Origin of the sequence: Microcoleus vaginatus PCC 9802, from assembly GCA_022701275.1 — a bacterium.
Taxonomy (GTDB): domain Bacteria; phylum Cyanobacteriota; class Cyanobacteriia; order Cyanobacteriales; family Microcoleaceae; genus Microcoleus; species Microcoleus vaginatus_A.
Genome location: CP031740.1, coordinates 1014921 through 1041753, shown reverse-complemented (window position 1 = coordinate 1041753; position 26833 = coordinate 1014921). Strand labels below are relative to the sequence as shown.

At 46.4% G+C, this 26833-nt stretch carries 23 protein-coding genes and 1 pseudogene; 14 read left to right on the top strand and 10 right to left on the bottom strand.

Annotated elements, in window-relative coordinates; all coding sequences use genetic code 11:
* Window positions 1–45: 45 nt before the first annotated feature.
* Complete coding sequence (locus tag D0A34_04430) at window positions 46–1008, bottom strand: glycosyltransferase (protein ID UNU18213.1); 963 nt, start codon at window positions 1006–1008, stop codon at window positions 46–48.
* A 285-nt stretch (window positions 1009–1293) separates the two neighbouring features.
* Here D0A34_04430 and D0A34_04425 point away from each other — a divergent pair, with 285 nt between their 5' ends.
* Window positions 1294–1917 carry a TenA family protein gene (locus tag D0A34_04425; protein ID UNU18212.1) on the top strand — a complete coding sequence of 208 codons (624 nt, stop codon included), beginning with the start codon at window positions 1294–1296 and terminating at the stop codon, window positions 1915–1917.
* Between the two features lie 37 nt (window positions 1918–1954).
* On the opposite strand, the gene D0A34_04420 is transcribed toward D0A34_04425, so the two are convergent.
* From D0A34_04420 to D0A34_04410, 3 genes are all read right to left on the bottom strand, one after another.
* Window positions 1955–3160, bottom strand: coding sequence for a transposase (locus D0A34_04420; GenBank protein UNU18211.1), 1206 nt, complete (start codon window positions 3158–3160; stop codon window positions 1955–1957).
* Between the two features lie 137 nt (window positions 3161–3297).
* Window positions 3298–4446 carry a hypothetical protein gene (locus D0A34_04415; GenBank protein ID UNU18210.1) on the bottom strand — a complete coding sequence of 383 codons (1149 nt, stop codon included), beginning with the start codon at window positions 4444–4446 and terminating at the stop codon, window positions 3298–3300.
* Window positions 4447–4543: 97 nt separating this feature from the next.
* Entirely contained in the window at window positions 4544–5836 is a 1293-nt protein-coding gene (locus tag D0A34_04410; GenBank protein UNU18209.1) for a pentapeptide repeat-containing protein, read from the bottom strand.
* 120 nt (window positions 5837–5956) lie between these two features.
* Here D0A34_04410 and D0A34_04405 point away from each other — a divergent pair, with 120 nt between their 5' ends.
* Window positions 5957–6412, top strand: coding sequence for an aspartyl protease (locus D0A34_04405; protein UNU18208.1), 456 nt, complete (start codon window positions 5957–5959; stop codon window positions 6410–6412).
* A 241-nt stretch (window positions 6413–6653) separates the two neighbouring features.
* Here the strand turns inward: D0A34_04405 and D0A34_04400 are convergent, their stop codons facing one another.
* Window positions 6654–7166 carry a DUF1648 domain-containing protein gene (locus D0A34_04400; protein UNU18207.1) on the bottom strand — a complete coding sequence of 171 codons (513 nt, stop codon included), beginning with the start codon at window positions 7164–7166 and terminating at the stop codon, window positions 6654–6656.
* A 101-nt stretch (window positions 7167–7267) separates the two neighbouring features.
* Here D0A34_04400 and def point away from each other — a divergent pair, with 101 nt between their 5' ends.
* The 3 genes from def (at window position 7268) to D0A34_04385 (ending at window position 9666) form a co-directional block, all read left to right on the top strand.
* Window positions 7268–7828 (top strand): peptide deformylase, encoded by a 561-nt coding sequence (gene def, locus D0A34_04395; protein ID UNU18206.1) that lies wholly within the window; start codon window positions 7268–7270, stop codon window positions 7826–7828.
* Entirely contained in the window at window positions 7825–8028 is a 204-nt protein-coding gene (locus D0A34_04390; GenBank protein ID UNU18205.1) for a hypothetical protein, read from the top strand. The genes def and D0A34_04390 overlap by 4 nt, the downstream gene beginning before the upstream one ends.
* A gap of 312 nt (window positions 8029–8340) precedes the next feature.
* A complete protein-coding gene (locus D0A34_04385; GenBank protein ID UNU22167.1) occupies window positions 8341–9666 on the top strand; it encodes a PrsW family intramembrane metalloprotease in 1326 nt (441 codons plus the stop codon).
* Window positions 9667–9702: 36 nt separating this feature from the next.
* Here D0A34_04385 and D0A34_04380 read toward each other — a convergent pair whose 3' ends face one another.
* Window positions 9703–10302: a hypothetical protein gene (locus D0A34_04380; GenBank protein ID UNU18204.1), complete on the bottom strand. Its 600-nt coding sequence runs from the start codon at window positions 10300–10302 to the stop codon at window positions 9703–9705.
* Window positions 10303–10881: 579 nt separating this feature from the next.
* On the opposite strand from D0A34_04380, the gene D0A34_04375 reads away from it, so the two are divergent.
* Complete coding sequence (locus D0A34_04375; GenBank protein UNU18203.1) at window positions 10882–11934, top strand: gfo/Idh/MocA family oxidoreductase; 1053 nt, start codon at window positions 10882–10884, stop codon at window positions 11932–11934.
* Window positions 11935–12216: 282 nt separating this feature from the next.
* Here D0A34_04375 and D0A34_04370 read toward each other — a convergent pair whose 3' ends face one another.
* On the bottom strand, window positions 12217–13203 hold the full coding sequence (locus tag D0A34_04370; GenBank protein ID UNU18202.1) for an SGNH/GDSL hydrolase family protein: 987 nt from the start codon (window positions 13201–13203) through the stop codon (window positions 12217–12219).
* A gap of 381 nt (window positions 13204–13584) precedes the next feature.
* Here D0A34_04370 and D0A34_04365 point away from each other — a divergent pair, with 381 nt between their 5' ends.
* From D0A34_04365 to D0A34_04350, 4 genes are all read left to right on the top strand, one after another.
* Window positions 13585–14499, top strand: coding sequence for a phosphorybosylanthranilate isomerase (locus tag D0A34_04365; protein ID UNU22166.1), 915 nt, complete (start codon window positions 13585–13587; stop codon window positions 14497–14499).
* A 291-nt stretch (window positions 14500–14790) separates the two neighbouring features.
* Entirely contained in the window at window positions 14791–15711 is a 921-nt protein-coding gene (locus tag D0A34_04360; GenBank protein UNU18201.1) for a hypothetical protein, read from the top strand.
* Between the two features lie 526 nt (window positions 15712–16237).
* Window positions 16238–18373, top strand: coding sequence for a CHASE2 domain-containing protein (locus tag D0A34_04355; GenBank protein ID UNU18200.1), 2136 nt, complete (start codon window positions 16238–16240; stop codon window positions 18371–18373).
* Window positions 18374–18875: 502 nt separating this feature from the next.
* The gene (locus tag D0A34_04350; protein ID UNU18199.1) at window positions 18876–19220 is read left to right on the top strand and encodes a hypothetical protein; all 345 of its coding nucleotides are present in this window, start codon (window positions 18876–18878) and stop codon (window positions 19218–19220) included.
* A 21-nt stretch (window positions 19221–19241) separates the two neighbouring features.
* Here the strand turns inward: D0A34_04350 and nadB are convergent, their stop codons facing one another.
* The 3 genes from nadB to D0A34_04335 all read right to left on the bottom strand — a co-directional run bounded on the left by nadB (window position 19242) and on the right by D0A34_04335 (window position 22869).
* A complete protein-coding gene (gene nadB / locus D0A34_04345; protein ID UNU18198.1) occupies window positions 19242–20894 on the bottom strand; it encodes an L-aspartate oxidase in 1653 nt (550 codons plus the stop codon).
* 328 nt (window positions 20895–21222) lie between these two features.
* Entirely contained in the window at window positions 21223–21657 is a 435-nt protein-coding gene (gene psbU / locus D0A34_04340; GenBank protein ID UNU18197.1) for a photosystem II complex extrinsic protein PsbU, read from the bottom strand.
* Between the two features lie 255 nt (window positions 21658–21912).
* Entirely contained in the window at window positions 21913–22869 is a 957-nt protein-coding gene (locus D0A34_04335) for an adenylate/guanylate cyclase domain-containing protein (GenBank protein UNU18196.1), read from the bottom strand.
* 164 nt (window positions 22870–23033) lie between these two features.
* Between D0A34_04335 and D0A34_04330 the strand changes: the two genes are divergently transcribed.
* From D0A34_04330 to D0A34_04315, 4 genes and pseudogenes are all read left to right on the top strand, one after another.
* Entirely contained in the window at window positions 23034–23270 is a 237-nt protein-coding gene (locus tag D0A34_04330; protein UNU18195.1) for a hypothetical protein, read from the top strand.
* A 1062-nt stretch (window positions 23271–24332) separates the two neighbouring features.
* Window positions 24333–24692 (top strand): annotated as a pseudogene (locus D0A34_04325) (hypothetical protein).
* A 560-nt stretch (window positions 24693–25252) separates the two neighbouring features.
* Complete coding sequence (gene hisF, locus D0A34_04320; GenBank protein ID UNU18194.1) at window positions 25253–26044, top strand: imidazole glycerol phosphate synthase subunit HisF; 792 nt, start codon at window positions 25253–25255, stop codon at window positions 26042–26044.
* A 436-nt stretch (window positions 26045–26480) separates the two neighbouring features.
* On the top strand, window positions 26481–26822 hold the full coding sequence (locus tag D0A34_04315; protein ID UNU18193.1) for a low temperature-induced protein: 342 nt from the start codon (window positions 26481–26483) through the stop codon (window positions 26820–26822).
* The last annotated feature ends 11 nt before the right edge of the window (window positions 26823–26833 follow it).

The following is a 26833-nucleotide window of genomic DNA, read 5'->3' as shown; positions in this document are numbered from 1 at the left end:
AATTAGATAATTGAGGCACGATGAGTTAACCGTTATTTGCTAAAATTATTTTGGCGATCGGTGTCGATCGCCAAAACCAGCCACTTCTGCCAGCGTATAAAGCGGTCGGCCCTTCACCTCCTCGTAAATACGCCCTATATACTGGCCCAAAATTCCAATACTAACCAACTGCACCGCACCCAAAAAGAAAACCGCCATCATCACAATTGTCAAACCCGTTAAGGCAGAATTTGGATAAAATATCCGCCAATACAAAATCAAAAAAGCCATTAACACAGATACAAATGCCGCAAATAACCCCATATAAATCGAAAGTCGGAGGGGAACTTTTGAAAAAGATACTAAACCGTTCATCGCCAAGGCAAAAGATTTACTGAACGTATACTTAACATCGCCAGCAAAACGCGGATCGCGTTCAAACTTAACCGCCGTTTGTTTAAAACCAATCCAAGCGCGTAGTCCCCGAATGTAGCGGTTGCGTTCAGGCATCGCATTGAGTACGTCCACTACACAGCGATCCATCAAACAAAAATCCCCCGTATCTATGGGAATATCAACATCAGCAAGATGCCGCAAAATGCGATAATACATATAAGCTGGCAACCGCTTAAACCAACCTTCTTGACGGCGTTGGGTGCGCTGAGCGTAAACAACTTGATAGCCCTGCCGCCACTGTTCTACCATATCTATAATTAGCTCGGGCGGGTCTTGCAAATCGCCGTCCATGATGACTACAACTTGACCAGTAGAAAAGTTTAAACCAGCAGTTACAGCTATTTGGTGACCGAAATTGCGGGCAAAACTAAGGTAGCAAATTCGCGAGTCTTTTTCGTGCAATTCTCGCAAAAGTTCGAGAGAGCGATCGCGGCTACCATCATTGATTAAAATTAATTCTACTGGGCCGTCCAGCCGATCCATCACTGCACTAATTCGCCGATACAATTCAGCGATATTTTCTTCTTCGTTATAGATAGGAATTACCAAAGAATACTTAGGTGTATCGTTCATTGCAGTTTCTGTTTAAAAATCGGCTTTTCAACCCTTCAATCAAAAGTTTCTTTTCCCCCAAACACCCGGGCTGCTTCACGAGAGAGGTTCGGCACGTAATCTCGGTCTGTGATCCAGAAAACAGCAGCAGACAAAATAGCAGCTTACCAAAACTTATCTATTTTCTTAAATACGAAAAATAAAAGACACCATAAGACTGACGCACGCCCAACGAAAATATCGGTTATCATAGATGTTTAGTCAGACTATAAAAATTACAATCATAACCCATCTATTCAAAATTGTATGACCAATTCCAATTATCTTTGGCAAGCAAATCAAGACTTAAGCGAAGCTTGTCTGCAACATCCCTTTGTCAGAGGCATTGCTGACGGCAGCCTCCCCCAAAATAGTTTTGCATATTACGTTGCACAAGACGCATTTTTTCTGGGAGCCTTCGCTCGCGCTTACAGTATCGCTGCGGCAAAAGCACCCGACTGGGAGGGGTTTGAAATCCTCCACAATCTCGGCAGCGGTGTTTTAGAAGAACTTCGTTTGCATCAAGGATATGCAGCAAAATGGGGGGTAAACTTGCAAGAAGCCAAACCGGGAATCGCTACCCGCCGCTACACAGATTTTTTATTAGCGACAGCCTGGGGAAGCGGTGTCGGTTTGACAGCAGCCGCGATGACTCCTTGCTTGCGGTTGTATGCTTTTTTGGGACAGCAGTTAGCTAAACCTAATATACCGGAACACGCCTTTAGCGACTGGATTTCCACCTATAGCAGCCCGGATTTTGAGATTTTAGCAAAACGGCTGGAAAGTTTGGTTGATCGCTACGCAGAAGCTGGGCCGGAAGTAGAAGCAACCTATCGCTACGCTATGCTGTGCGAAAGAGACTTTTTTCAGGCAGCTTGGGAAATAGATTGACATCCTCACCGGGCTAAAGCCACGGTGATTCCAAAGATCACTCTTTGGGCTTCCTCTTTCTGCGACTTGACTTACTCGGAGGAGTCTCCTCACCCAAGCAGAGATCAATGTCTCCAGAGGCGTATAACGTTCCCGTGTGCCCCACGGTACGGAGTGCTAATTCAAGAATGTTGATAGCCGCATTCCAGTCTCTATCAAGTACAAACCCACAATGATGACATTTATGAGTTCTCGTACTCAACGACTTTTTAACTTCTTCCCCACAGTTAGAGCAGTTGGCACTGGTGTAGTGGGGTGGAACAGCAACCGTCGTCACTCCAAACACCTTGCCAAAATATTCCAACCATTGGCGGAAAGTAGACCACGCGGCATCAGAAATGGATTTAGCCAGCTTTCTGTTTCTGACCATGTTCCGCACCATCAAGTCCTCATAGGCAACCAAGTCATTAGACCGGATAACGCATCTTGCCAATTTCACGGCAAAATCTTTACGCTGCCTGCTTACCTTGAGGTGCTTCTTGCTCAAGCGATTTCTTGCTTTGGCTCTGTTTTTAGAGCATTTCTGGGTTCTAGAAAGACGACGATTAAGCCGCTTGAGAGCTTTATCGGACTTCCTAAGATGACGGGGATTTTCAATCGTTTGCCCGTCCGAGTCAGTGTAGAAGTGCGTCAACCCAACATCCAAACCGATAATTTTACCCGTTGGTTCTCGCTTCTGGACTCGCTCACCATCAAGACAAAACTGAACGTAGTACCCGTCACCACGACGGACAACCCGGACACGCTTAATCTGCTTCAACTGATAAAAATGCAAATCACGGGTTCCCCACAACTTGAAACTTCCGGCTTTAAAACCATCGGTGAAAGTGATAGTTCTTCTATCGAACGACAGCTTCCAGCCACAGGTTTTGTATTCTACAGAACCATGTGTTTGATGCTTTTTAAAGCGCGGGAATCCCTTCTTTCCTGGTTTAGCTTTTTTACAGTTGTCGTAGAACCGAGCAATCGCAGACCAAGCTCGTTCAGCAGAAGCTTGACGAGCCATAGAGTTGAGCTTACTTGCCCAAGGAAAGTCCTTGGCGAGAACAGCACAATAAGCACTCAGTTCATACCGTCCAATCTTCTGGTTGTCCATCCAGTATTTGATGCAATAATTGCGAATAAAACGCGCAGTACGAATGGCTTCATCGAGCCGCTCATACTGTTGTTTCTCTCCCTCAAGTTTTGCTTCAAATACCAGCATTTTACGTCGCAATGTCTGACATAAATAACTCTAACACAAGTAGAGAATCAAGAAAAGCCGTCCTAGAAGGACGGGGCTTTAGACCCCTTTTTTCAGGTAAATTAAGTTTGGGCAAAAGATATTAAGAGCGATCGCCCCTAAGCTACCCACAGCCAACTAGCAAATCTCAAGGAAAAGCGCAGCAGAAATATACCAAACAATCCCATCAACCCGTAACCCCAACGAGGCCTAGCGGCCAATAACAAGCCAAGACCTATTGACAGCGGCACAATACCGTAAGCGTAGCGCTCTACCGATTGTAAAGCTCCCGAAGTAACCAGCAGGGCCAAAGAGCAAAAACCGAAGCAAAGGATTGTAATGCTCAACCTTTTTCGTAAATACCACAACAAATAGCAACCGCCAAAAACCATCCCAACTTTAGTAGCAGCGTACAAGCGGAAACTGAAAAAGTCCTTAAATATCTCCCACCAAGTAGGCTGACCCCAGGCTTTTTGGATGCGAATAAATGCTAAAGGCTCTCCCAAATTAATAGCACAGTATAAAATAAATGAAAAGAACCCGATCGCGCTAGCAAAAGCCGCAGCATAAGCGAGGGGAGGTCTTTTTTCCCTCCAAGCTGTCAGTAAAAAAGTAGGTATCAGCGCCACTCCCGGCCCCCTAGTCGCAGTCGTCAAAGCTCCCCAAAAAGCCGCCCAAATATACTCGCCCCTCTCAAAAGCTCGTAAAGCCGATGCTGTCAGGAACAAAAACAATCCTTCTGTATACATGACAGTGCAAAATAGTGAGAACGGACACCAAGCTAGCACAGCAGTTGTCCACTTCGCTGTACCAGCATCGTATCGCTCCTCTACCCAAAAGTACACCACGAATAACGCGCCCAAAAACGCCAAAGAGTTGATTAATACCCCTGCTGCGTCGGCTCGCATTCCCAGGGTCATCAGCCCCCGAATTAGTAAGGGAAAAAGCGGATAGAAGGCAACGGAATGCTGCTGCCCGTCATTTGCATAGCTGTAGCCTAAGTTAGCGATTTGGGTGTACCATTTACCGTCCCAGTGCGAAAACAGTTCCCAACCGCTTTTGGGAAGGAAGCCACTGACAAAACCCAGAGGTGGCCGGATGGCATACACTGGCGGGTTCTTGCAGACTAAAGGAGCGATTATCTGCATCACGATCGCAATTACCGATCGGCTCAGAAACCACATAGCAATTACAAAAATTAACCCGTCCCTGCTTTTGGAGCGCTCCAGGCGCGGAATTACTTCTAGCCCTAAATCAGTATTTGCCATGGCTAAAACAGCGCAAGACTGTAGATTTAAAATTAAAGTATAGTCCGCTGCCGAGCGCTAGCCAAATATATACGTAAGTACAGGCGTACTACTAATTTTAACGTCCGAGTTTATTGGGAATCCCTTCGCAGCCACCGGGAATAGTCTCTCTCGACTTAGAGCCACACCAAGAGCAGCAGTAATAGCGCTGCTCGTCCGACAGCCGCTTGACACCGGTGAAATCAGCATGTTCAACCACAGCGCCGGTATGTTCACCCGTTTGATAGTTAGGAAATTCGGTACGGCTGCGGGGAGATGCAGTTTCTGCCGAGCCGTAGAATAATGCGGCGCCTCTCATGTCGGCGCGAGCAAGATTGGCGTCGTACAAGACAGCGCGGGAGAGGTTGGCTTTCACTAAATCGCACTTGCTGAGATTAGCGCGGACGAGGTTGGCTTCGCTCAAATCCGTCCACCGCAAATCAGTGCCAGCCAGGTCAGCACCCGCTAACATGACATTGAGATCGATAACACGGATACCGTGATCTCTATCTTCAGCGTAGCCACCGTCACCGTCAAGGATGGGGCGGCCTAAAAGCCGATCGCGCTTCAGAGGAGTAACCAATCTAGACTGCGACAAAAACCGCAGAATTTTAGCTTTACCTTCAGCATCTACACTGCTCATAATCGCAGCCGTGCGGCCTTCTGCGATTGCCCTTTCCTGCGGCCAGTCTTCCAAAAACCCTTGTTCGTCAAGCGCTAAGTCCGAAACCCCTTGAAAATAAGCATCGATCGTTTGCTGCTGCGTAATTCGATTTTGCTGAATCGTCAAATCTTTCGAGATAACGTACTGTCGCCAAGCCACATAAACGCCTAAAATTGCGATCAAAATTTGGCCCAAAGCGCCGATCAACTCGCCGAGAGCGCCGATGGCGTCCCAGTTGATTTGGATGTTGCGGCTTCCCGGTTCAGTATTACTACCGCTGAGCATCAGCAAGCCAACAATCCCAGCTAAAAGCCCGAAGCAGGCGACGATCAGAGTGCGCCAAGTCGGCGGAATTACCTGCGCCCAGATTTTGCCCCAACTCGGCCACATCAGCCGCAGCGATATGCCGATCGCACCTACGGCGCCAATTAAGCCCAGCCAAATGTTGTCATTGGCCAGCCCAAAAATCATCGCTGCGATCAACCCCAGCGTCACCACGGACCCAGACTTCTCAGTAGTCGTTTGTTCCGGCTGCTGCGGCAATAAAACCTTGCGAGTTGGAGGTGGCGGTACCGGTTTTTTCGGTTCAGCAGTAGCGACGATTGTCCCTGATTCTGGGGGCGCAGTAGGGCTCGCACCGTTGAGACTTTCTACAGTCACGTTAGATTCAGGGCGATTGGGTTGAGAAGAGTTGTTTTCTGGTGTCATGCGTTGAGGCAAGTTCTAATTTTAGCCGGTCATTATAACGATTTTAACTAACTTTCGCAGGATTCTAGATAGCATTACAATCTAAATATCCACTAATTATACTCAAAGAGGTAACATATTATGACCCTGGTACTCCCCAATATGCAAGAAAAACAAATGGGTCAAGTAATCACTACAATCACCCTCACGAATTTCATCGATCTAGTTATGGCTGAACGGGGATTCATTGCTGCTGAGGAAGTTCGCTCTGTTACCCTCGATAACGTTGTTGTCGATACCAGAGCAACTCTGCTTTCCTTGCCAGCTCTTATTATTAGCCAACTAGGTTTAAGGCAAGTAGGAGAAAGAGATGTAGAAACATCAGCGGGCATCAAAAAAGGTCGAATTTTTGCAGGCGCTCAAATTATTGTAGAGGGGAGAGAAGGGAGATTTGATTGTTTAGAGTTACCCGAAGGCGTTTCTGCTGTTTTGCTGGGCGTGATTCCCATGGAAGAACTAGGCTTAGAACCTGATTTAAAAAATCGACGGTTGCGAGTATGGCCGATGAACAATCAGCAAACATATCTGATGGGTTAGTCGATCCCCGTTTACCCTAGCACAAACTTCTCGCCTGTGATTCCTATCATGCCCACTCAATTATCCGCCATCAAAAATGTTTATAGTGAGAACTAAAATTTTCAAAAAATTTTGAGTAATTTATTTCTCATCACAAACGACTTTTCTAGATTATTGAGAGGTTATATATTATTAACATCGGTTAAATAAAGTCGAGCGAGAAAGGGTTGTTTTGGGTATATGTAAGTTTTTGACCATACCTCTAGCGAGCAGAATAAGACTTGAGCAAATACACCCCAACCGTCCCAAATATCAAAACAATTATCCCCAAAACTAACTCCACACTAAACCTTTGAGCATTGCCCAAAGCGACAAGAATTTGCTGCCGCACCACAAACGCCAACAGCCAGCAAATCTCCGCCTTCACCCAAGCCAAAAGGCCTCGCCCCAACAGATATTGCCGGCGAGCGTTCTCAGAAGTAATTCGTACCGGATAATTAAAAGTATGCGGATAGCGCGAAACCGCAGTTAAAACCGCAAAAATAATGGCAGCAACCGCCGGCATGATCCAAATCGTCACCTTGTCGCCCCAAGCATCAGCCAGCCCCCCTAAGCCGAAATGAATCGGAATTCGATCGGGCAAAACGGCCCAAAACTTGACGATGAGCAAAACAGCCAGCAAAATCGCGATCGCACCTAAAAGCTCTACTGCCACTAAAACAGGCGAAAGCCCCAGAGAAATAATCGGCCGTTGGTTTGGTGCGTTTCCAGTCATGGCTACTTAAAATTAGATTAATATTGAAAATAATAGTATTGGTTCCAATTTCATCCCCCAACAGCTTTAGTTGGGGGTTTCCAAACATCCCGCGAGGTTCTATGACGGCTCAGGTCTTGATTGAAAAGAAAAAGTTAGAAAAACCGCCCCTAACAATACACACATTAGGCGATCGCGTCCTGCGGCAGCCAGCAAAGCGCGTCAAAAGCGTTGATGCAGAAATTCGGCAGCTAGTCCGAGAAATGCTGCAAACCATGTACAGTGCCGATGGCATCGGTTTGGCCGCCCCCCAAGTCGGAGTCAACAAACAAGTAATCGTACTCGATTGCGACCCGGAAAACCCCGCCACACCCCCAATGGTTTTGATCAACCCCACCATCAAAAGTAGCGGCAGCGATATCTGCATCTTGCAAGAAGGGTGTTTGAGCATTCCGGGAGTTTATTTAGAAGTCAAACGGCCAGAAGTCATTGAAGTATCCTACCGCGACGAATACGGCCGCCCACAAACCCTGATAGCAACAGAGTTACTGTCGAGGGCAATTCAGCACGAAATGGATCACCTCAACGGAGTGCTGTTTGTAGACAGAGTAGAAAACAAGCTGGCACTGAATGAAGCATTAGTCAAGCATAAATTTTCGCCCAAGGCAGTAAAATCAGTATGATGGCAGGAACTCCGAAAAGTGGTTTACTCTTAGCTCTTTCGTGCATCACTGCGATCGCGGCAGTCGGCTCGATCTTTGAGCTGTCATCGGGAGAAGCTCAACTTGGCAATTTAGTCACCGGCATCATCCTCGCCCTGAGCGTACCGCTAACTGGCATATTTTTCTATGCAGCCGTTCAGGATGCCAGGGCAAATCTATAAGCAGAGTTTTTAGTCATGAGTTTTTAGTCATTAGACATCTCCAGAAAAGTAGGTTTTGGGCAGGCAGGATGCCTAACCCCTAATCCCTACAAGAATTTTTGGAGATGTCTATTAGTCATTAGTTAGCACCTAACAACTAATAACTGTGGCATAAAAATAGCGGATAAATAACATCAGCTAACAGCTCGCGAACTCATCACTAATCACTGTGGAATAAAGACTGCCCAAAAATAACATCAGCTAACAGCTCGCGAACTCATCACTAATGACTAATGACTGATGACTGATGACTGATAACTCATGACTAATGAAATCGGATTTCTGCGACAAGTGCCAGCCAAAGACGCTGTGGGAACGCCAGCATCGAAGTACCAACTGTCTGAAGATGGGGAATTGGTCATCGGACGCGATCGCAATTGTCAAATAGCTTTAGAGTCGATCGGTCACGGCATGGTTTCCCGTCGCCACGCCATGATCCGTCCCCTAACGCAGGGTACTTTGACGAGATGGGAAATTTGCGACCTCAACAGCGCTAACGGAACTTATATCAACGGAAAAAAGCTCTCTGGCTGCCAAACTTTAGAAACAGGCGATCGCATCAGTCTCGGTCTTGACGGCCCTGAATTCATATTTGAATCTCCCCTAACCCCTTACCAAAATAAACCCGGATTCCCTGCACCACAAACGGGCAATTTTGCTGCTAGTGAAAAAGACAATCTCACTTTAACTCAATTATTCCCGATCGCCTCAACGGGCAAACAATTAAGCCAAAAAGCTTACTTATATCCAGGTATTGCCACAGTTATTGTTGTCGTGTCGATGTTTGTCGCCGTTGGAAATTCCGCAGCATTCAATTTGCTGCTGTCAGCTTACCTCGCCGGTGCGGCTTACTACTTTATCTATCAACTGTGCGGCAAACACAAGCCATGGTGGGTATTGCTTGGTTCGGCGTTAGCTACAGTCCTGATTGTGACCAGCCCGTTATTGATTGGATTTATATTCGTATTTAGAGAAATTTTGCCCGGTCACCTGCCAACCGAAGGCGAAACAATCAGTTTTTTGCCTTTTTTGAACAGAATGTTTTTCGGGGCGGGTCTGATGGAAGAATTGCTGAAAGCCCTGCCCGTTTTGGGAGCGATGCTGCTGGGAAATTGGCTGCGAAATCCGTGGCGCGAGCGAATCGGCGTTTGGGAACCTTTAGACGGAATTCTGTTAGGAAGTGCTTCGGCAGTCGGCTTTACACTGTTAGAAACTCTGGGACAGTACGTTCCCAATGTCATCCAAAATGTCACCCTGCAAGCAGGGCAGGACGCCGGACAATTAGTAGGATTGCAGTTGCTAATTCCCCGCATTTTGGGCTCCGCCGCCGGACACATGGCTTACAGCGGCTATTTGGGATATTTTATCGGTTTGAGCGCCCTCAAACCCAGAAAACGCTGGCCTATTTTGGGCGTAGGTTATTTCAGCGCTTCGGCACTTCACGCTTTGTGGAATGCGTCGGGAGCCGTCAGTGTACTTTTGCTGGCCTTGGTGGGAGTTTTGTCCTATGCCTTTTTGGTAGCCGCGATTTTGAAAGCCCGAGCTCTGTCTCCCAATCGAGAGCAAAATTTTGCAACTCGAATATTCTTTGAAAAGTGACTTCTGAGTGCTTAATTGTTGATGTACGATCGCACCTCAAGCTGCCATTTTTTTCTTGTGTTTTAACCAACTTAAACCAGCCAATGCTAAAGCTGCCGCCCCTGCGGTGAGAGGTTCGGGAACTGGTTCGGCTTCGGTATCCACTAGGGTGTAAGAAATCTCGGCATTGCTGGAGATATATCTGGAGTATATAACATAGCTCTCGGTGATGATCGATCCATCGTCTATATATGATTGATAGTTCACCTGTCTGTGCACTAACTCCCTACTCCACGAGCCAGAGGTAACTCCGATAGACCAATAGGCGCTGCCCTCAACCCTCAAGAACCAAGGCCCATCCGGTTCGTCTGGAGGAATGATATGGTCTCTTATCCCAGAGTCGCTGCCGCTTGCATACAGTCCCAAAAAATCCCCTTGAGCAAATATAGCTGTAGCCCCTACCAAATTATCATATTGTTTTTTGCTTCCCAACTCTGGAAAAGTGAAACCGTATAATTTTCCCTCGGAAACGGCAATTCTTTCAAAGTCTATTCCTGTAAGCGAGGAGTTATCCACCTTTAAAAAACCGCTACCTTGACCGTCCAAATTGATATTGTAGGTGAGTACGGCGGCTTGTGCTTTGTCAACTCCTACCAATGACGCGGCTGAAAACAAACTTAAAATTGTGCTAGCGATCGCACTTCCTAATCTGGGCCTTTGTTTTTGACTTATTGTTTTTTATTAAACTTTACGTAAGTCTAGTTTATTTGAGTGAGCGATCGCCCGTAATTATCCGCATTCTTAAAGTAAATTTTTTTGAATTCAAAGATTGCCGAATGTAAATAACCCAACTAATACGAATGCGTCATCTGTTGTTTGTATACTTTATGACTTTCACTATTACTTTTGAACACAAACTAGAAAAATGTTTGATCGTCATCGCCCAATATTCCGACGGGTTTGTGTTGTGGCGATGCTGCGGACGATCGTCCCCATGTATATACACACTTAATAAATTTTGTCAATACGCAATTTCCCGACATTTTACCCCTTTATTCTGCCCTTGTGTATGAGTAGCTACTGGTTAAGTGCCTGATGCGATAATCGCCACTGAACTTAGAAATTCTTCACAAATAGTTTGACTGTGGTACTATCTGGATGGCTGTGAGTAGCTGAGGGAAGCCAAGGGGCTTGATTCCTGTGGTGGTGGAGGAGAATCCAGGAGTGCTAGATAGGATGTCATTGGGATACGCAAACGTTTTCGCCCAGCGAAGTCAACCCGAACCCCTCCGCATTGGGGTGATTGGGGTTGGCAATATGGGCCAGCATCACACGCGAGTTCTGAGCTTGCTAAAAGATATCGAACTCGTGGGTGTTGCAGACATAAATGTAGAGCGGGGAATAGATGTAGCAAGCAAATACCGGGTTCGCTTCTTTGAAGACTACCGAGATTTGCTTGCCCACGTAGATGCAGTTTGCGTCGCCGTTCCAACTCGCCTGCATCACCCTGTGGGGATGTCTTGTCTCCAAGCGGGTGTTCACGTTTTAATTGAAAAGCCGATCGCGGCTAGCATTGCCGAAGCCGAATCTTTGGTCAACGCGGCTGCTGAAGCCCACCGGATTTTACAAGTGGGTCACATCGAGCGCTTCAATCCAGCTTTTCAGGAACTCGGCAAAGTGCTGAAAACTGAAGAGTTACTGGCATTGGAAGCTCACCGGATGAGTCCCTATTCCCAGCGGGCTAACGACGTATCGGTAGTTTTGGATTTAATGATCCACGACATCGACTTACTGTTGGAATTGGCAGATTCCCAAGTGGTGAAGCTGACGGCCAGCGGTAGCAGGGCCTCAGATTCAGGTTATTTAGACTACGTGACAGCGACGTTGAACTTTGCTAACGGCATTGTCGCCACCCTGACTGCCAGTAAGGTGACGCACCGCAAACTCCGTTCAATCGTGGCTCACTGCAAGAATTCTCTGACAGAGGCAGATTTTCTCAACAACGAAATCTTGATTCACCGACAAACAACCGCCAATTACGTGACGGATTACGGTCAGGTGCTTTACCGTCAAGATGGGTTGATCGAGAAAGTTTACACCAGCAATATTGAACCGCTCCACGCAGAATTGGAGCATTTTATTAATTGCGTGCGGGGTGGAAATCAGCCTTCTGTGGGAGGAGAACAAGCTCTCAAAGCTCTGCGGCTTGCGAGTTTGATTGAGCAAATGGCTCTCGACGGTCAAGCTTGGTATCCGAAAGAGCTAGAGTCTACTTTGCAAGTTAGCTAAATCGAGACAAATCGTGTCGTTTCCGGGTGCTTTTACAGTTTGGGTTTGTTGTTCGTTGAAGAGGGTAACTGTTCCCATGCAACCGGATTCGATGTCAGTCGATTTGAAATTGGACAATTCGGCGTGAGAAGTTCGGCGAGTGCGAGCGTCGAGTTGCGCTCAGTCGAACGATTTTAGATCTTAGATTGACTCTGCAGATGAATCTGGGGGCTTGAACTAAGGTTTCAACTTTTTTGCTCTCGACAACAGAAGTCGTGGGCAAGTATCCCTCTTTAGGTGAAGTCACGATTTATGCCAAAAAAGAGCGACTATTTGACGACTGATGGTTTTGCTAACTAGCTGATTTCCTTGACGACTCAGGTGAATGCTGTCTCGATACAAAGTTGGAAATTCGGCCGCACAATTGAAAATGGGAAGAAAATCTATGTAAGTAATTTTCTCTGTTTCTACGAGTTCGGCGAGACGCGCTCTAGCATTGACTTCCCAGTCGCGAGGGCCCGGGCCGCCGAGTTCGCCCCGCTTGGGCGTGACGGCTAGCAAAAACTCGATGTTGGCGGATACAGCTATTTTCTGGATTTGGCGAATAGCCTCTAAGTTGCAGCCTACTACATCGCCGCTTGTGGCTCCGGGTGCTGCCAATTGGCGAGTCGGCACTGCAGCTAGCAGGTAGCGGCGCAATAACTCTAGCGTAGCCGATCGGGGTTTGTGATCCGGGTAAGATCGATCGCGCCCCACAACCAGATCGCACGGAGCCGATGCAAACAAATCGTCAGTATTGAGCAGCAAAACCAAAGCCTTTGCCCCAAAAACACCGAACCGCTTGGCGTAAGCAAGTTGATTCCTCGGCCCCCAAGAATTGGCTGAGGCGTTGAGAACTTCAAAATTTGAATAGTTGACTTGTGAAGCTAATTGTGTATTTTTAGCCATATTCTGTACTAGCAGTCTCAAATTCCGAGCCATAATTTCCGAGATCGTATCTGTCTGATGTGTCCACCAACCGCCGTTGGCGACAGAATCTCCCAACAGCAAAACACGCAGAGTTTCTGGAGGGGGTGTAGGGGCGATCGCTCCAGTACGCATCGAATACTCGTTAATCTCAATCCGGTTGCCCAAGCGACGCACCTTTTGGTTGGGCGCCAACAAATAGCCGCACTCGGCATCGGCAATGTAAATCAAGGGATTACCAAAACCCAGCAGCACCCGCAGGATCACTTCGATTGCCGCCCCCAATCCTGCGGTGACAGCCAAAATTATGAGAACAACTTTCACCACTTAACCTCGATAGAGAAGGATAAACCCCTGCCGACACCAAGGTATAAAAAAGAATGCAACTGCAGTCAAGCTCTCAACCCCGATTGTAGTCAGTCGATTTTAGATTAAAGATTAAAGCATTGACTCCGCAGAGGAATCTGGGAAATCTCCCTAAAATCTAAACTTTTTTTGCTTTCGAGGACTCCTGTCTTGAAGCAAGTATCCCTCTTGGAGTGAAGTAAGTACGTCGTCCTTGTAAAATCTAAAATCTAAAATCTAAAATCTAAAATGTTATGCCGTCGGGCTTTGAGCAACTTGGCAACCCCATTAAGTCAACCGGATCGCCCTCGTGGATATAGAATTCTAGAATATACCGTCAAAATCCGCCGTCAGCCGTCAGTGAACTTGGTGGTTTCAGGAAAATCCGTGGACTTAAAACAAATATTCAAAACGCCGAATCCCATAATCGGTGTCGTACATTTACAGCCTTTGCCAACTTCTCCCCGCTGGGGCGGAAACCTCAAAGCTATTATCGGAAGAGCCGAGCAAGAGGCTACAGCGCTGGCTTCTGGTGGCGCAAACGGTATCATAGTCGAGAACTTTTTCGACGCTCCTTTTGCTAAAGACAGCGTAGATCCGGCGGTGGTAAGTGCCATGACTCTGGTAGTTGAGAGGCTAACAAATCTCGTGACGCTGCCGATCGGCGTTAACGTGCTGCGAAACGACGCCCACAGCGCGATCGCCATCGCCTCCTGCACAGGAGCTCAATTCATCCGCGTCAACGTCCTCAACGGCATCATGGCTACAGACCAAGGCTTAATTGAAGGCCAAGCTCACCAGCTACTGCGCTACCGCCGGGAATTGGGCAGTGATGTCAAAATATTAGCAGACGTGTTAGTCAAGCACGGGCGACCCCTAGGCAGCCCCAACTTGACCACAGCCGTCCAAGAGACGATCGGGCGAGCTTTAGCCGACGCCGTAATCCTTTCGGGCTGGACAACTGGTAGCCCTCCCAATCTCGAAGACTTAGAACTCGCGAGTGCAGCAGCGGCGGGAATTCCTGTTTTCATCGGCAGCGGCGCCTCGTGGGAAAACATTTCCACCCTCATGCAGGCCGCTGACGGCGTAATCGTATCGAGTTCCCTGAAACGAAACGGCCGCATCGAGCAGCCTATAGATCCGATCCGCGTCAGTCAGTTTGTAGAAGCCGCCCGCCGCAGCTTGTCACAGAAAGAGCGCGAACAGGAAAATAGAGATGCTAATGGCTCAAGAGGGCCAACACCGGAACCGGGCAAAGTCACAAGTAAAACGTAAAATGGGAAGGGGTAATGGGTAATCGGTAACGGCTAATCGGTAACGGGTAATCGGTAATCGCTGAAAACGAAGAGCTAACCGTGAAAAAATCACCAATTATCAATCACCACTTCCCAATTTCCTTGATTCACGACACGGAAGTCACAGATACACGGATAGCTATTTCTTTTCTCTGGCTTCTGACTTTTTCCCTCAACATCCATCCGTTAAATCCCTTAAAACCCTGACATTGCTAGTTGCCCAAATTCCTTCTTGTTTCAAGGTCCCAATTATTAATTACCAAATCAAAAAATGATTCGCCGACGTTCAACCCCTTGGATTCATCGCTGGTCTCGGACTGTGATGGCAGCGATCGCAGCCATAGGCGTCGTAGAAACGGCCTATCTCACGATCGCTAAATTCACGACAGGCTCGGTCATTTGTCCCACCAGCGGCTGCGACAAAGTTCTCAACAGTCCCTACGCTACAGTCGGCACAGTGCCTTTAAGTTTGTTAGGCTGTCTGGCTTACCTGAGCATAGTAATCCTGGCATTGGCTCCCAAAGGCGTCAATCCCAACACCAATAAAGGACTGCACTCTCAACTAGAAAAAAACACTTGGCAAGCCCTATTTATCATCACCGCTGCGATGGTAATTTTCAGCAGCTATTTGATGTATTTGATGGCTTTTGAAGTTCAGGAACTGTGCATTTACTGCATCACTTCTGCCTTATTTTCACTGTCGCTGTTTGTGCTGGTGCTAGTCGGGCGCGAGTGGGAAGATATCGGACAGTTGGTGTTTACAGGCATTTTGGTGGCAATGGTGAGTTCGATCGGTGCCTTGGGACTTTATAACAGCGTCAACTCACCTGGCCCTACTGTCTCTACCCCCGGAATTGTACCTCCTGCCGTCACTACAACCTCCGGCCCGGCACAAATTGCTTTGGCCCGCCACCTCCGACAAATTGGCGCTAAAGAGTACGGCGCTTACTGGTGTCCCCACTGTCACGACCAAAAAATTCTGTTCGGCAAAGAAGCAGCCAAAATAATTGATTATTTTGAATGCGATCCCCGGGGGCAAAATTCCCGTGCTGAAATTTGCCAAGCTGCTGCTGCGAATGTGAAAGGTTTCCCGACTTGGGAAATTAATGGTCAGTTTTATGCGGGGACGCAATCTTTGGATAAACTCGCTGATTTATCGGGTTACACCGGCCCCCGCAACTTTCAAAACTGACAGGAAAGTTGGAGATTATAGATGACAGATTTTAGATTGATGGGCTGGAAAAATCTGGCTTTTACACTTAGTTTATCGTTGGCTCGTGCTGGGGAATTAATCTAAAATCTCGCATCTATAATCAATAAAAAAATAGGAAAAATTAGTTACAACGAAAAAGTTTAAAACTATTTGTGGGCCTGTAGTATTTAGATCGGTAAATAACTACTAAAAGTTTTACATAAAAATCCCAGAAACCCGGTTTCTGCTTCCAGAGTTATTGTTAAAATGAGATATTTTGGTTGCGAAACCCGGTTTCTGCTGTTGCAGCCCGATCGCACCGAAAAACCAAAAAATTGGATAATCTAAAATCTAAAATCTAAAATCGACTGAGCCGAAAAACCAAAAAATTGGATAATCTAAAATCTAAAACCTAAAATCGACTGAGCCGAAAAACCAAAAAATTGGATAATCTAAAATCTAAAATCTAAAATCGACTAAGCCGATCGCGTCGGAGATGTAAAACCTATACCTAGTAGTAGTTTAGATGCTCAAAGGGCGAGGCCAAAATCCCCAAAATATGCTAAAAACTATCAAAAAATGGGTCGATCAAGAACGCCGAGTATTGATTACTGCGAGTGCCGTTGCTAGTACGGTCATTGTAATGCGCTGGTTCGGATTTTGTCAGGTGTGGGAATGGGCTGCTTTCGACCACTTTGTGCGGTGGCGGCGGGCCGAACCAATTGACCCGCGCATCGTCATTGTAGAAATTAACGAAGCTGACTTGCAAAAATACGGCTACCCAATTTCGGATGCTTTATTAGCCCAATTGCTGCAAAAATTGCACGCTGGCAAGCCGCGGGCGATCGGCCTCGACGTTTACCGAGATTTGCCAACTCAACCGGGTAACGCCGAATTAGTCAACTCTTTTAAAAATATTCCCAACTTAATCGGCATTGAGTTGATGCCAGACGAAACCCGCTTCGGAGTTCGGCCACCTCCGGTACTTGACCAGCTTGATCGAATTGGTTTCAACAATGTTGTCATCGACGCTGACTCAAAAGTGCGGCGAACTTTGCTCTACGCTTGGCCCGGAGACGGCAAAACTCATAAAAGTTTTGCACTTAGACTGGCTTTGCTTTACCTCAAAAGCGAAGGAATTTCCCCTCAATCAGCAAAAGCCAATCCTAAATACTTGCAGTTAGGCAAGGGGGTTTTTCGGCCTTTTCAACCGAATGATGGTGCTTACGTTCGAGCGGACAGCCGTGGCTATCAAATTTTGACCAACCTGCGCGGCCCGCGAGGCAGTTTTCGCACTGCATCGATGAGCGATGTGCTTTCTGGCAAAGTACCCGCTGATTTTGTACGATCGCGCGTTGTCTTGATCGGCTCAACTGCCCCCAGCCTCAGAGACTTTTACCAAAATGCTTACAGCTCGGGTTGGTTTGGTTCTCCCCAGCAAATACCGGGAGTCGAGCTTCAGGCTCATTTCTTGAGCCAAATTTTGAGTGCGGCCCTCGACGGGCGCGGGGGTATCAATGTCTGGCCAGAGGCTGCGGAGTTGCTGTGGATTTTACTCTGGTCTTGGGCGGGAGCAAATGTGAGTTGGAATTTGCGATCGCTTGGTCGATCGGCTTACTGTTTATTAAGTATCTGTCTAGGTCTGAGTGCCACTTTATACTTAGCATTCTTAGCAGGTTGGTGGGTACCGTTAATTCCTCCAATCCTCAGTCTTGTGGGTTCTGGTGTCGCAGTTGTGGGTTATCTGGCTCACTTGCAAGAAGAATTAAAACGGTCTAAAGAATTTTTACAATCGCTAATCGATACAATTCCCGACCCGATTTTTGTCAAAGATCGAAATCACCGCTGCGTTGTTTTGAATCAGGCATATTGCCGGTTTATTGGCTATCCTTTAGAAATTTTAACCTGCCGCACAGATTACGATTTATTTCCCCAAGCCGAAGCCGAGATATTTTGGCAGCAAGACGAATTAGTATTGCAAACTCACCAGCCCCGAGAAAATGAAGAATATTTTACTGACGCTCACGGAATTACGCATCTAATTGCGACTAAAAGATCCCTGCATAAAGATGCTGCCGGCAACCTATTTTTAGTCGGAGCAATCAGAGATATTACCGAGCGCCAACTCCGGGCAAATGCCCTAGAACAAAAAAATGCTGAGCTCAGCCACCAAGCTTATCACGATGCCCTTACCGGTTTGCCCAACCGCCAAATGTTCTACGAATGCTTGCATCGGTCTCTAGAAATAGCCTCCAGCACTCAGGAATTGGTAGCTTTACTGTTTTTAGATTTAGATGGATTTAAGTCAATCAACGACAGTCTCGGACACAATGTGGGTGATTTACTCTTAAAAACAGTTGCCAGTCGGCTCAAAAAATGCTTGCGCGGCAGCGATACAATCTCGCGGTTGGGCGGCGACGAGTTCACAGTCATTTTGCCCGCAATTCCCGGTCGGGAGGAAGCTGCGAAAGTAGCGGAAAAAATTTGCGACGCCATCATGCAGCCTTTTATTTTAGAAGAACATAGAGTTTCTGTAACTACAAGTATTGGCATTAGTTTATATCCCATTGACGGTCAAGAGCCAGAGATTTTAGTTAAGAATGCCGATGTTGCGATGTATCGTGCTAAGGAACGCGGGAAAAATCAATATCACTTTTATTAATTAAGACCAGTTAAAAACATAATGCAACTGTAGGTAAATTCCCCACCCCGATATTGATAAGTCATTTGTAATTATTCAATTTTTTTATCTGAAATCTCAATTATTTCAGACAAAATTTGAGCAATTTCTACACCTCAAACCCTAATTGGGCCGTGAGGGAGATATTATTTCAGGCGTCCCCTGTGCAGATAACTTAAAAAAATAGCTCGCTCCTTAAACTGTAAGCCCTCTAAGCTTGTTGAAACCGTTCAAAAAACTGTCCAAAGTAGTGAAATCTAAAATCTAAAATCACATAACTTAAAAATTTTTAATCTGTCATCTGTCATTAGATAGATTTAGCCAAATATAAAATTTATGAGAGCAACTTGCCACCTTATCTAAATGTTACAAAATATTAAAATAAATCACAACCTGAAACCCAATTCAAAGCGCCAAAAAGCCTTAATGTAAAAAAAATTATGTAAGCTTACGAAAGTTAATTAAAGTAAATGTAAAGATATCAGTGGAAATACGGAAATTGATAGATATAATAGGTGTACAGACGTGGATCTATTGCGATGATTTGAATAAGGCTGTGAATACTATGCGTACTTTGATTAAGCTCACAACAACGGCAACCCTGGCGGCCTGCCTGCAAGTGAATATAGTCGGCACCGCAAATGCGGCTCCACTTGCCAGCAACTCCACTAGCAATTTCACAAAAGCCCGTAGCGCGGGCCAGAGCCCGAGGCCATCGACCTCCAGACTTTTGACAGTAGCACAAACCTCTAGGTTTCCAAATTACCCAAAAGAATACGAACCAGACCCGAACGGCAACCCCAAAAGTGACGGTACGGGGACGCGCTGACCCCAAATTTTCAATAAATTTTCAATCTTCTATTCGCGGAGATTTGTACCAATTCGATTGGTTAATTAAAGTATGGCTGCACCAATCCGGATCGGTGAGGGGATAGTCCACTCGGTAATGACCGCCGCGACTTTCGGTGCGAAACGCAGCACTTTTGACAATTAAATAGCCGATATCCAATAAATTCGCAACTTCTCCCCAATTTCGCAAAATCGAGCTATTTTCCGCCTCAGCAGGGGAAAAATCAATACTTTGTCCGGGCCGTAAATTATCAAGCGTTTGACTCAAAGGCAACGAAGCAAATTCTTGCCGCCAAATCTCAAGTTGGACGATCGCACTTTCCAAATCGCGTTGTCCCCGGCAAATTCCCGCACTCTGCCACACCAAATTAGGCAATTCGACCCGCAACTTTTCGATCGCCTCAATGTCCTTTTCAGAAATCGATTTTTCCAAGATTTCCCCCGCCTCGAACTGATCGGCGAATGCCTCGGGCGTTCCACCTTCTAGCTGCAAAAGTCCCATCTGCGCCCCAAAAACCAGACATTCCAGCAGCGAATTGCTCGCCAACCGATTAGCGCCGTGTACCCCCGTGCTCGCAGTTTCTCCCACCGCGTACAAACCCGGAATCGAAGTTTGGTTAAACTTGTCAGCGACAATTCCTCCCATCCAGTAATGCGCCGCGGGCGTCACCGGCACCGGTTCGGAAAAAATATCAATTCCCCAATCAGCGCACACTTGGATAATATTGGGAAACCTGTAGCGCAGTCGATCGACCGCAATCGGCCGCAAATCCAGCCAAACATGAGGTTCCCCCGTTTTTTGCAAGTGGCGGAAAATAGCGCGGCTGACAACATCCCTAGGGGCGAGTTCCCCGCTGGGGTGAGAGTCAAAAGCAAAGCGATATCCCTTACTGTCAACCAAATGAGCTCCTTCTCCCCGCACCGCTTCGCTAATGAGAAACCGAGGCGCGCCCGCTGTGCTCAGCGCCGTCGGGTGAAACTGCACAAATTCTAAGTCTCGCAGCAGCGCCCCGGCGCGCCACGCAATTGCCACCCCGTCCCCGGTACTTACCGACGGATTGGTCGTTTGAGCAAAAACCTGTCCGCCGCCGCCTGTCGCCAGCACCACGGCTTTGGCCTGCAGCCACTTGACTTGTGAGCCACAAATCGAGCTAATCCCCTGGCAGCGCCCGGTTTCGTCTAGCCACAGACTCAAAGCAAAGGCAGGAGATACAAGTTGAATGTTTTTGCGGCTCAATACTTTTGCTGTCAGCGTACTGATAACGGCTTTGCCCGTAGTGTCGGCGGCGTGGAGGACTCGGCGGCGGGAGTGGGCGGCTTCTAGGGTGAGGGCTAAATCTGGGCCGGTGCGATCGAATGCAACGCCCATTTTCACTAGGGAGTCAATGCAGGCTGAAGCTTCCTCAACTAAAAATTTCACCGCATCCAAATCGCAAAGACCGGCTCCTGCAGCCAGTGTATCCTGAATGTGCAGTGCTGCCGAATCTTCAGGGGCGATCGCTGCGGCAATCCCTCCTTGAGCCCAATCGCTGGCAGAAACAGGTAGGGTATTTTTATTGATCAAGCCCACGTGCAAATGCTCTGGCAGGCAAAGTGCTGTGTACAAACCCGCCGCGCCAGCACCTATTACCAATACGTCAAATTTGTCACTCATAAGTCTGCCGCCAGTCAATTTTAGATTTTAGATTTTAGATTTTAGATTTTAGAATTGAGTCTACAGATGAATCTGGGGACTTGAACTAATGTCAGTCGATCGAGTTTATATTTTAGATTTTAGATTAAAGAATTGAGTCTACAGAGGAATCTGGGGAACCCGCTTATTTCAATCTAGGGAATGTTTGCAGGCTTTTGCCCAATGGTGGTTGAAAGTAAGTCTCCATAAATTAAAGGCAGAAGTCATCAGCCTAGAGAAAAAAATTTTTTCTTTCTGCCGAATGCCTTCTGCCCAATGACTTCTGCCTTCAAATGAGACCCGCTGCTACCTAGTCGTAGAGACCATTATTCAACCTGTTGTCTCCTTCAATAAAGACTGATTCAACATCAGTTACAGTGAATTTGTCCATGTTAGCTTGCAGCACTTTTTTCTGAGCATCCGTCAAGTCTGAAATATTGAGTACGTCCTCAACATTTTCGTAAGGAGCATTCTTAATAATTAGTCGAGCTAAAGTGGGATACAACCCTCGAAATTCCCGAAAGTCCCGGACGGCGCTGTTGTTCAAATCAAGTTTTTTGCCGTATTCTGTGGCAAGCTTCTCATCGGCGCGATTGGTTCTAGCCGGAGCTTCAACAGCTAGGAGCGAGGATGATGGCAAGACGATACGGCTTAATGACGCCGCGATCGCGCTTTGGTCTCCAGCCCATGCAAAGCAGCCCAGCACTAAGCCCAATACTGCCAATAGACGACCCAATCGTTTCATGAAGTTTTGTCTCCCAATTTCATACACAGCATTTATGTAGAGACTACCATTTTGCTTATGCAGTTTTTCAGATAAATCCGCAATAGGTAGAGGGCTGTTATAAACTTTACATTTTGGTATTGACAACGCAGACGATATATGATATTGGTAGGCTTTTAAACATCGCAGGCAAGTTTATAAAAGGCACTCCAAATTAAAAACTCGGACTGCCATTTTAAAGGGTTAATTTTTGCCCTGCACGCAATTTTCTAGCTATCAAGAACTCTTTCCTTTCGTTTTGAGAAAAGCGTTCAAGTCAGCATAAGTACCAGCGTAAGTCAGGCTGGGAGTGTCGTAACCCTTCAAAGCCACGGTGTGTGGCTCGAAAGCGCCCTGGGCCCCCAATTGCGTCAGGTATTTGTAGGTCGTTTCTCCCACAGCGATATCCTTGCCAAGTTGCTTGGTGCAAGACTCCAGGCGAAATGCTGCGTTTACAGTATCTCCCAAGGCGGTATAGTCCGATCGATCGCTGCTGCCAGAATTTCCCACCATTGCATAACCAGTATTGATTCCGGCCCCGACTCGCAGAGGAAAAGGTAGGGGGTAACGGCTGCTGAGTTCGTCTGTTGCCTTGTGCAGTTCGCTCAAAGCTTGGCAAATCCGCATCATTTCTTCGCTGCTGACACCGCTGGTTTTGTGGAACCAGACTGCCATGATGGCATCACCGATGTATTTGTCCACCCAACTGCCGTGTTCGCGAATGATCTGTCCTGCTTTGCGGAACCAATTGCCGATGACTTCCGAGAGGAGAGTTTCGTCTAGCTGCCTAGTCAAAACTGTAAAGTCTCGGATGTCCATTACCATGACGCTAATCAGGCTACGCACCGTCAAAGTCGCCGTAAAATCTTCAGAGTCTGTCTCGTGTATTGGATCGTGCCGATGGCCCGCGGTTGGGTTGTAGAAGTCCAATTCGGTTTGACCGAAAATAATCCGATCGCCATTTCGGAGAGTGACAGGAATACTGACCCGCCGCCCGTTGACAAAGGAACCATTGCGGCTGCCCAAGTCGATCAGGTAGAACTCTCCTGTCTCCATTTGCTGTAACATCGCGTGATTACGGGAAATCCAGCGATCTGTCAGTACAAAATTATTGTCATCGCTCCGCCCTACTGTCCAGCAATTGCTGCCGGCGAGCGGCAAGTAGCGATTGCCGCCTTCTGTGCGAAGTACCATATGTGGATTGGGTTGCACTCGTCACAACAGTCCTAGAAACGACACAAAATTAACCGATTTGAGATTTGAGACTTCAGATTTTAGATTTTTTAGTCCATCGTAGATGCACCTAGCCCCTGCAGGATTTCAGAACCATAAATTCGATCGAGCGAGCGAAGGTATTTATGATTCGATCTACAAAAGCAGCCAGTAAAAACATACTGTCTACCAAGATTGTACCTGATAATACTGCCTGCCCCGGAGCGGAGACAACTTTTATTTATTTTGATGGGTCCGAAAAAAGTTGGAAAATGGCTCTCTGGCTAGGCGGCTACCCTATACACACAACTCCGAAATCTTTCAACACAATTCCTGAAACCCAAGTTTCGCATGAATCTCAGAAAGGAAGCTTATTTTCCTGAATTTTAAGTTATTGATTCGGCAAAACGAGAAATCAAGATTCTAGGAAACAGGGTTTCTACAATATGGGTCAGCGAGCAACTTCTCTGTACACGGTAGAGCTAGGCGCGGGTAGGGGGTGTGAGCTGGTATGCAGCAGAGCCAGAGTTCTGTGCAGTACTCCCTCTGGTGTAAGCTTCCAATTTCAACCCGAACAGCCGATCGTATCGAAGATTTCCTTCCAAACGTCGAACTTACATTCCGTCCCTGGGCAGTGGTGGTAGTTCATAACGCTAATAATCCAAGCCCTTCATCGCCAATAATGATAGCAGAATTCACATCTCTATCGTGCTTAGTTTTGCAGTTGCAATAAGTCCAGCTTCACACTTCCAACGGAAGGCTACCCACCTGATTCAGACCTACGTGGCAACTCTTACTCTATGGCGCAAAAAACCGACCTAGGTCTAGGTAAGTTTTACCGTCTCTTTCAGCCTTGTATTTCAACGTTCTGGTCAATTTAGACCATCCGGAATTCCTAATTTATTTGGCTAGGTAATGATTTTTTACCATGTTATTAACTGCCACATTTTCAACAAAGATAACTTGGTTTTTCTGCACCAACTTGGGAGATGGTTTTTCCTGGAAATTTTCACGATTGTTTGCCATCTTTTCGTGAGCCATGGCCAGTATACGAGCTTTATGGTGACAATTTAACCTTAATGTTTGCGAAATGTTTTATGGTACTTACGGTTTATATTTTGAGCTATTGTGGTTGATTGTAGCAAAAACCCTCCCCAGCTTTCCTAGAAAATTGAGGAATTTCTCACCAACAATTTGTACTTTTTGTGGGTACTGAATTGATTGCTTGTCATGCGTTGACTAGAACTTCGGGAAAGATGCCCGTCCTTCAAAGAAGTTGATGAATGCTCTGCATAGGTTTAGTAAACTCAAATGATGCAGTTTTGGGTGACAGGGCAATCGCATCTGGTAAATAGCAGTTTACGAAGCAAAACTGAGCTAGCGGGGTAACAAGCAAGCTAGAAAACTTACCAGGCAATGGTTTAAGGGAACCCTGCTTATTTCATCTGCTTAGTAACGCCAGCAAATTTACAAAAAAATGGCAAATTACGATTAATCTATAAAACAAATACAGAAAGTCTTGCATAACCGATAGGGAAGAACAGCAATCAGCCATTCCGTATATTTTATTTAAGATAAGTGATACTGGCCTTGGCATAGCTCCAGAACGAATGGGAAAATTGTTCCAACCATTCACCCAGGCTGATGCTTCAACTACACGAAAGTATGGGGGTACTGGATTAGGGTTAGAAATTACTAGAAATTTGTCTCGGATTAGGGGTGGCGACACCTTAGTTGAAAGCGAGATTGGTAAGGGGTCTAATTTTACTATTATACTGCCAGCAGTAGTGAGGATTCCCAAGTAAAATCATTGCTCATAATTGCCGTGTAAAAAACACTTTTTAGAAAACTGCGTACTTTACATCCCCCCCATTATTATGAGCATCAGCGATTTTTAATAAATCTGGCAAAACAGCAAGAAGCTGTGGCGTGTCAAGGTGTATCCCAGCAGAAAGGTTTTGAATAAATTTAATTTTTTAGCAGGCTCAGAATCGGACGGATTAAGGTCTTTTGTTCTGAGATTAACTGTTGGTAAGAAGCGTAGGAAACCACTAAGATTAAAAATCCTCTATGCTAGAGTAGGTGCTAAATGCCCTAGATCTCGCTTTTGACTGCTTGTTTGTGGCAATCGTTGGGGCATTTATGATGATTTATCAAATTTTTAAAACGAATTTTATTTATTGTAACCGTCTTGTGATAACTGAGAGATTGGTTATTTCTTGCCTGTCCAACTCGTTCTCCAGCTAGGAGTGAAGACCATAAGCTGGACGGGAAAAAACAACCCTGGCTTTCATCCCACCGCTAAGAAGAGTACAGTTATAGCGGGGCACTTCCCGCCGAGTAAGTTAAATTGGAAGAGAATTGTATGTTGTCGAAAAGAATTTTACCTTGTCTGGATGTGAAAGCCGGTCGCGTGGTCAAAGGTGTCAATTTTGTCAATCTTCAGGATGCTGGCGATCCGGTAGAAATGGCTCAGGTTTACAATGATGCGGGTGCTGACGAGTTGGTGTTTCTGGACATTACGGCGACTCACGAAGACCGGAATATTATGATCGATGTGGTGTACCGAACGGCCGATCGAGTATTTATCCCTTTGACGGTGGGCGGCGGTATCCAATCCTTAGACACAATTAAAAGTTTATTGAGGGCGGGCGCTGATAAGGTGAGTATTAATTCGGCGGCGGTGCGCGATCCGAGTTTAATTGACAAAGCCAGTGATCGATTTGGTAATCAGTGCATTGTAGTGGCGATCGACGCTCGCAAACGGCAAGACGCAGATAATCCTGGTTGGGACGTGTACGTGCGCGGAGGGCGAGAAAATACCGGAAAAGATGCGATCGCCTGGGCCAAAGAAGCCGAACAGCGCGGCGCGGGCGAAATTCTGGTGACAAGCATGGACTCTGATGGCACTCAAGCCGGTTACGATTTGGAATTAACTCGAAGCATTGCCGAAATTGTCGAAATTCCCGTCATTGCTTCCGGCGGCGCCGGCAACTGTCACCACATCTACGAAGCCGTGACTGAGGGCAAAGCAGAAGCTGCACTGCTGGCTTCCCTGCTGCATTACGGGCAACTCAGTGTAGGAGAAATTAAAACTTATCTAGCAAAATGTCAAGTTCCCGTGCGACAGCAGCAGCCATTAGTTATTAGTCATTAGTCAGTGGATAGTCGGGCGCATCTCATATCTTGCAACATTTTCAACAAACCCCTCTGCGGGTTCACTCAAGCGCCCTCTCACATTGCAACCAGGCTAAATAAACCCGCCCCCAGCCCACGATAATCACACCAGTTACTGACATTGATACCGCTATGTGAGGCGCATCCGAAGGCACTTATAGAGAATTTTTTTGATTCTACACAAGTGCCTTCTACATAAATGTCTTGGGGCAACCGACGCCTGTCATCTAGAAATATTCCCTGAGAAGGATTTCAAATACCAACTTTTTCAGCTAAATATTATATGTTAGCTCAATTTGAAAGAGAGCAAGGGTTGCTTTTCTCCAACTTGAGTTAAAGATTGTGCAGAATATGAGTGAGCTTCAGCCTGTTAACAATCTTAGCGATCAAAACTACTAAAAACGGAGAAATTTTGTATGTCTTTTATCAGCTTTAACTTCCCTGCCAAGCGTTTAGTTCGCACTTTAATAACTGTTTGTTTTTGTACTTTGCTGTTTGTTTCTAATGTTTTCCCCGCTTTGGCCGTTACCAGCAGCCCCACCAAAGGCGAAGACCAACTTTTGGGTATTGAAAAAGAATCTCAAGAAGTTGTCCTGAAAAAACCGATGTCCTTGGAAGAAACTCAAGAAAAAGCGAGCAAAGGGCCTAACGAAGTTCAGGGAGACGCTGACATTGAAAAAATGAAGAATCCTTCCAACACAAATACTACATCCTTTGAGCAACAAGTCAAAAAAGCTGTCAGCAAAATCAAAGACTAACTCAGCGCGCA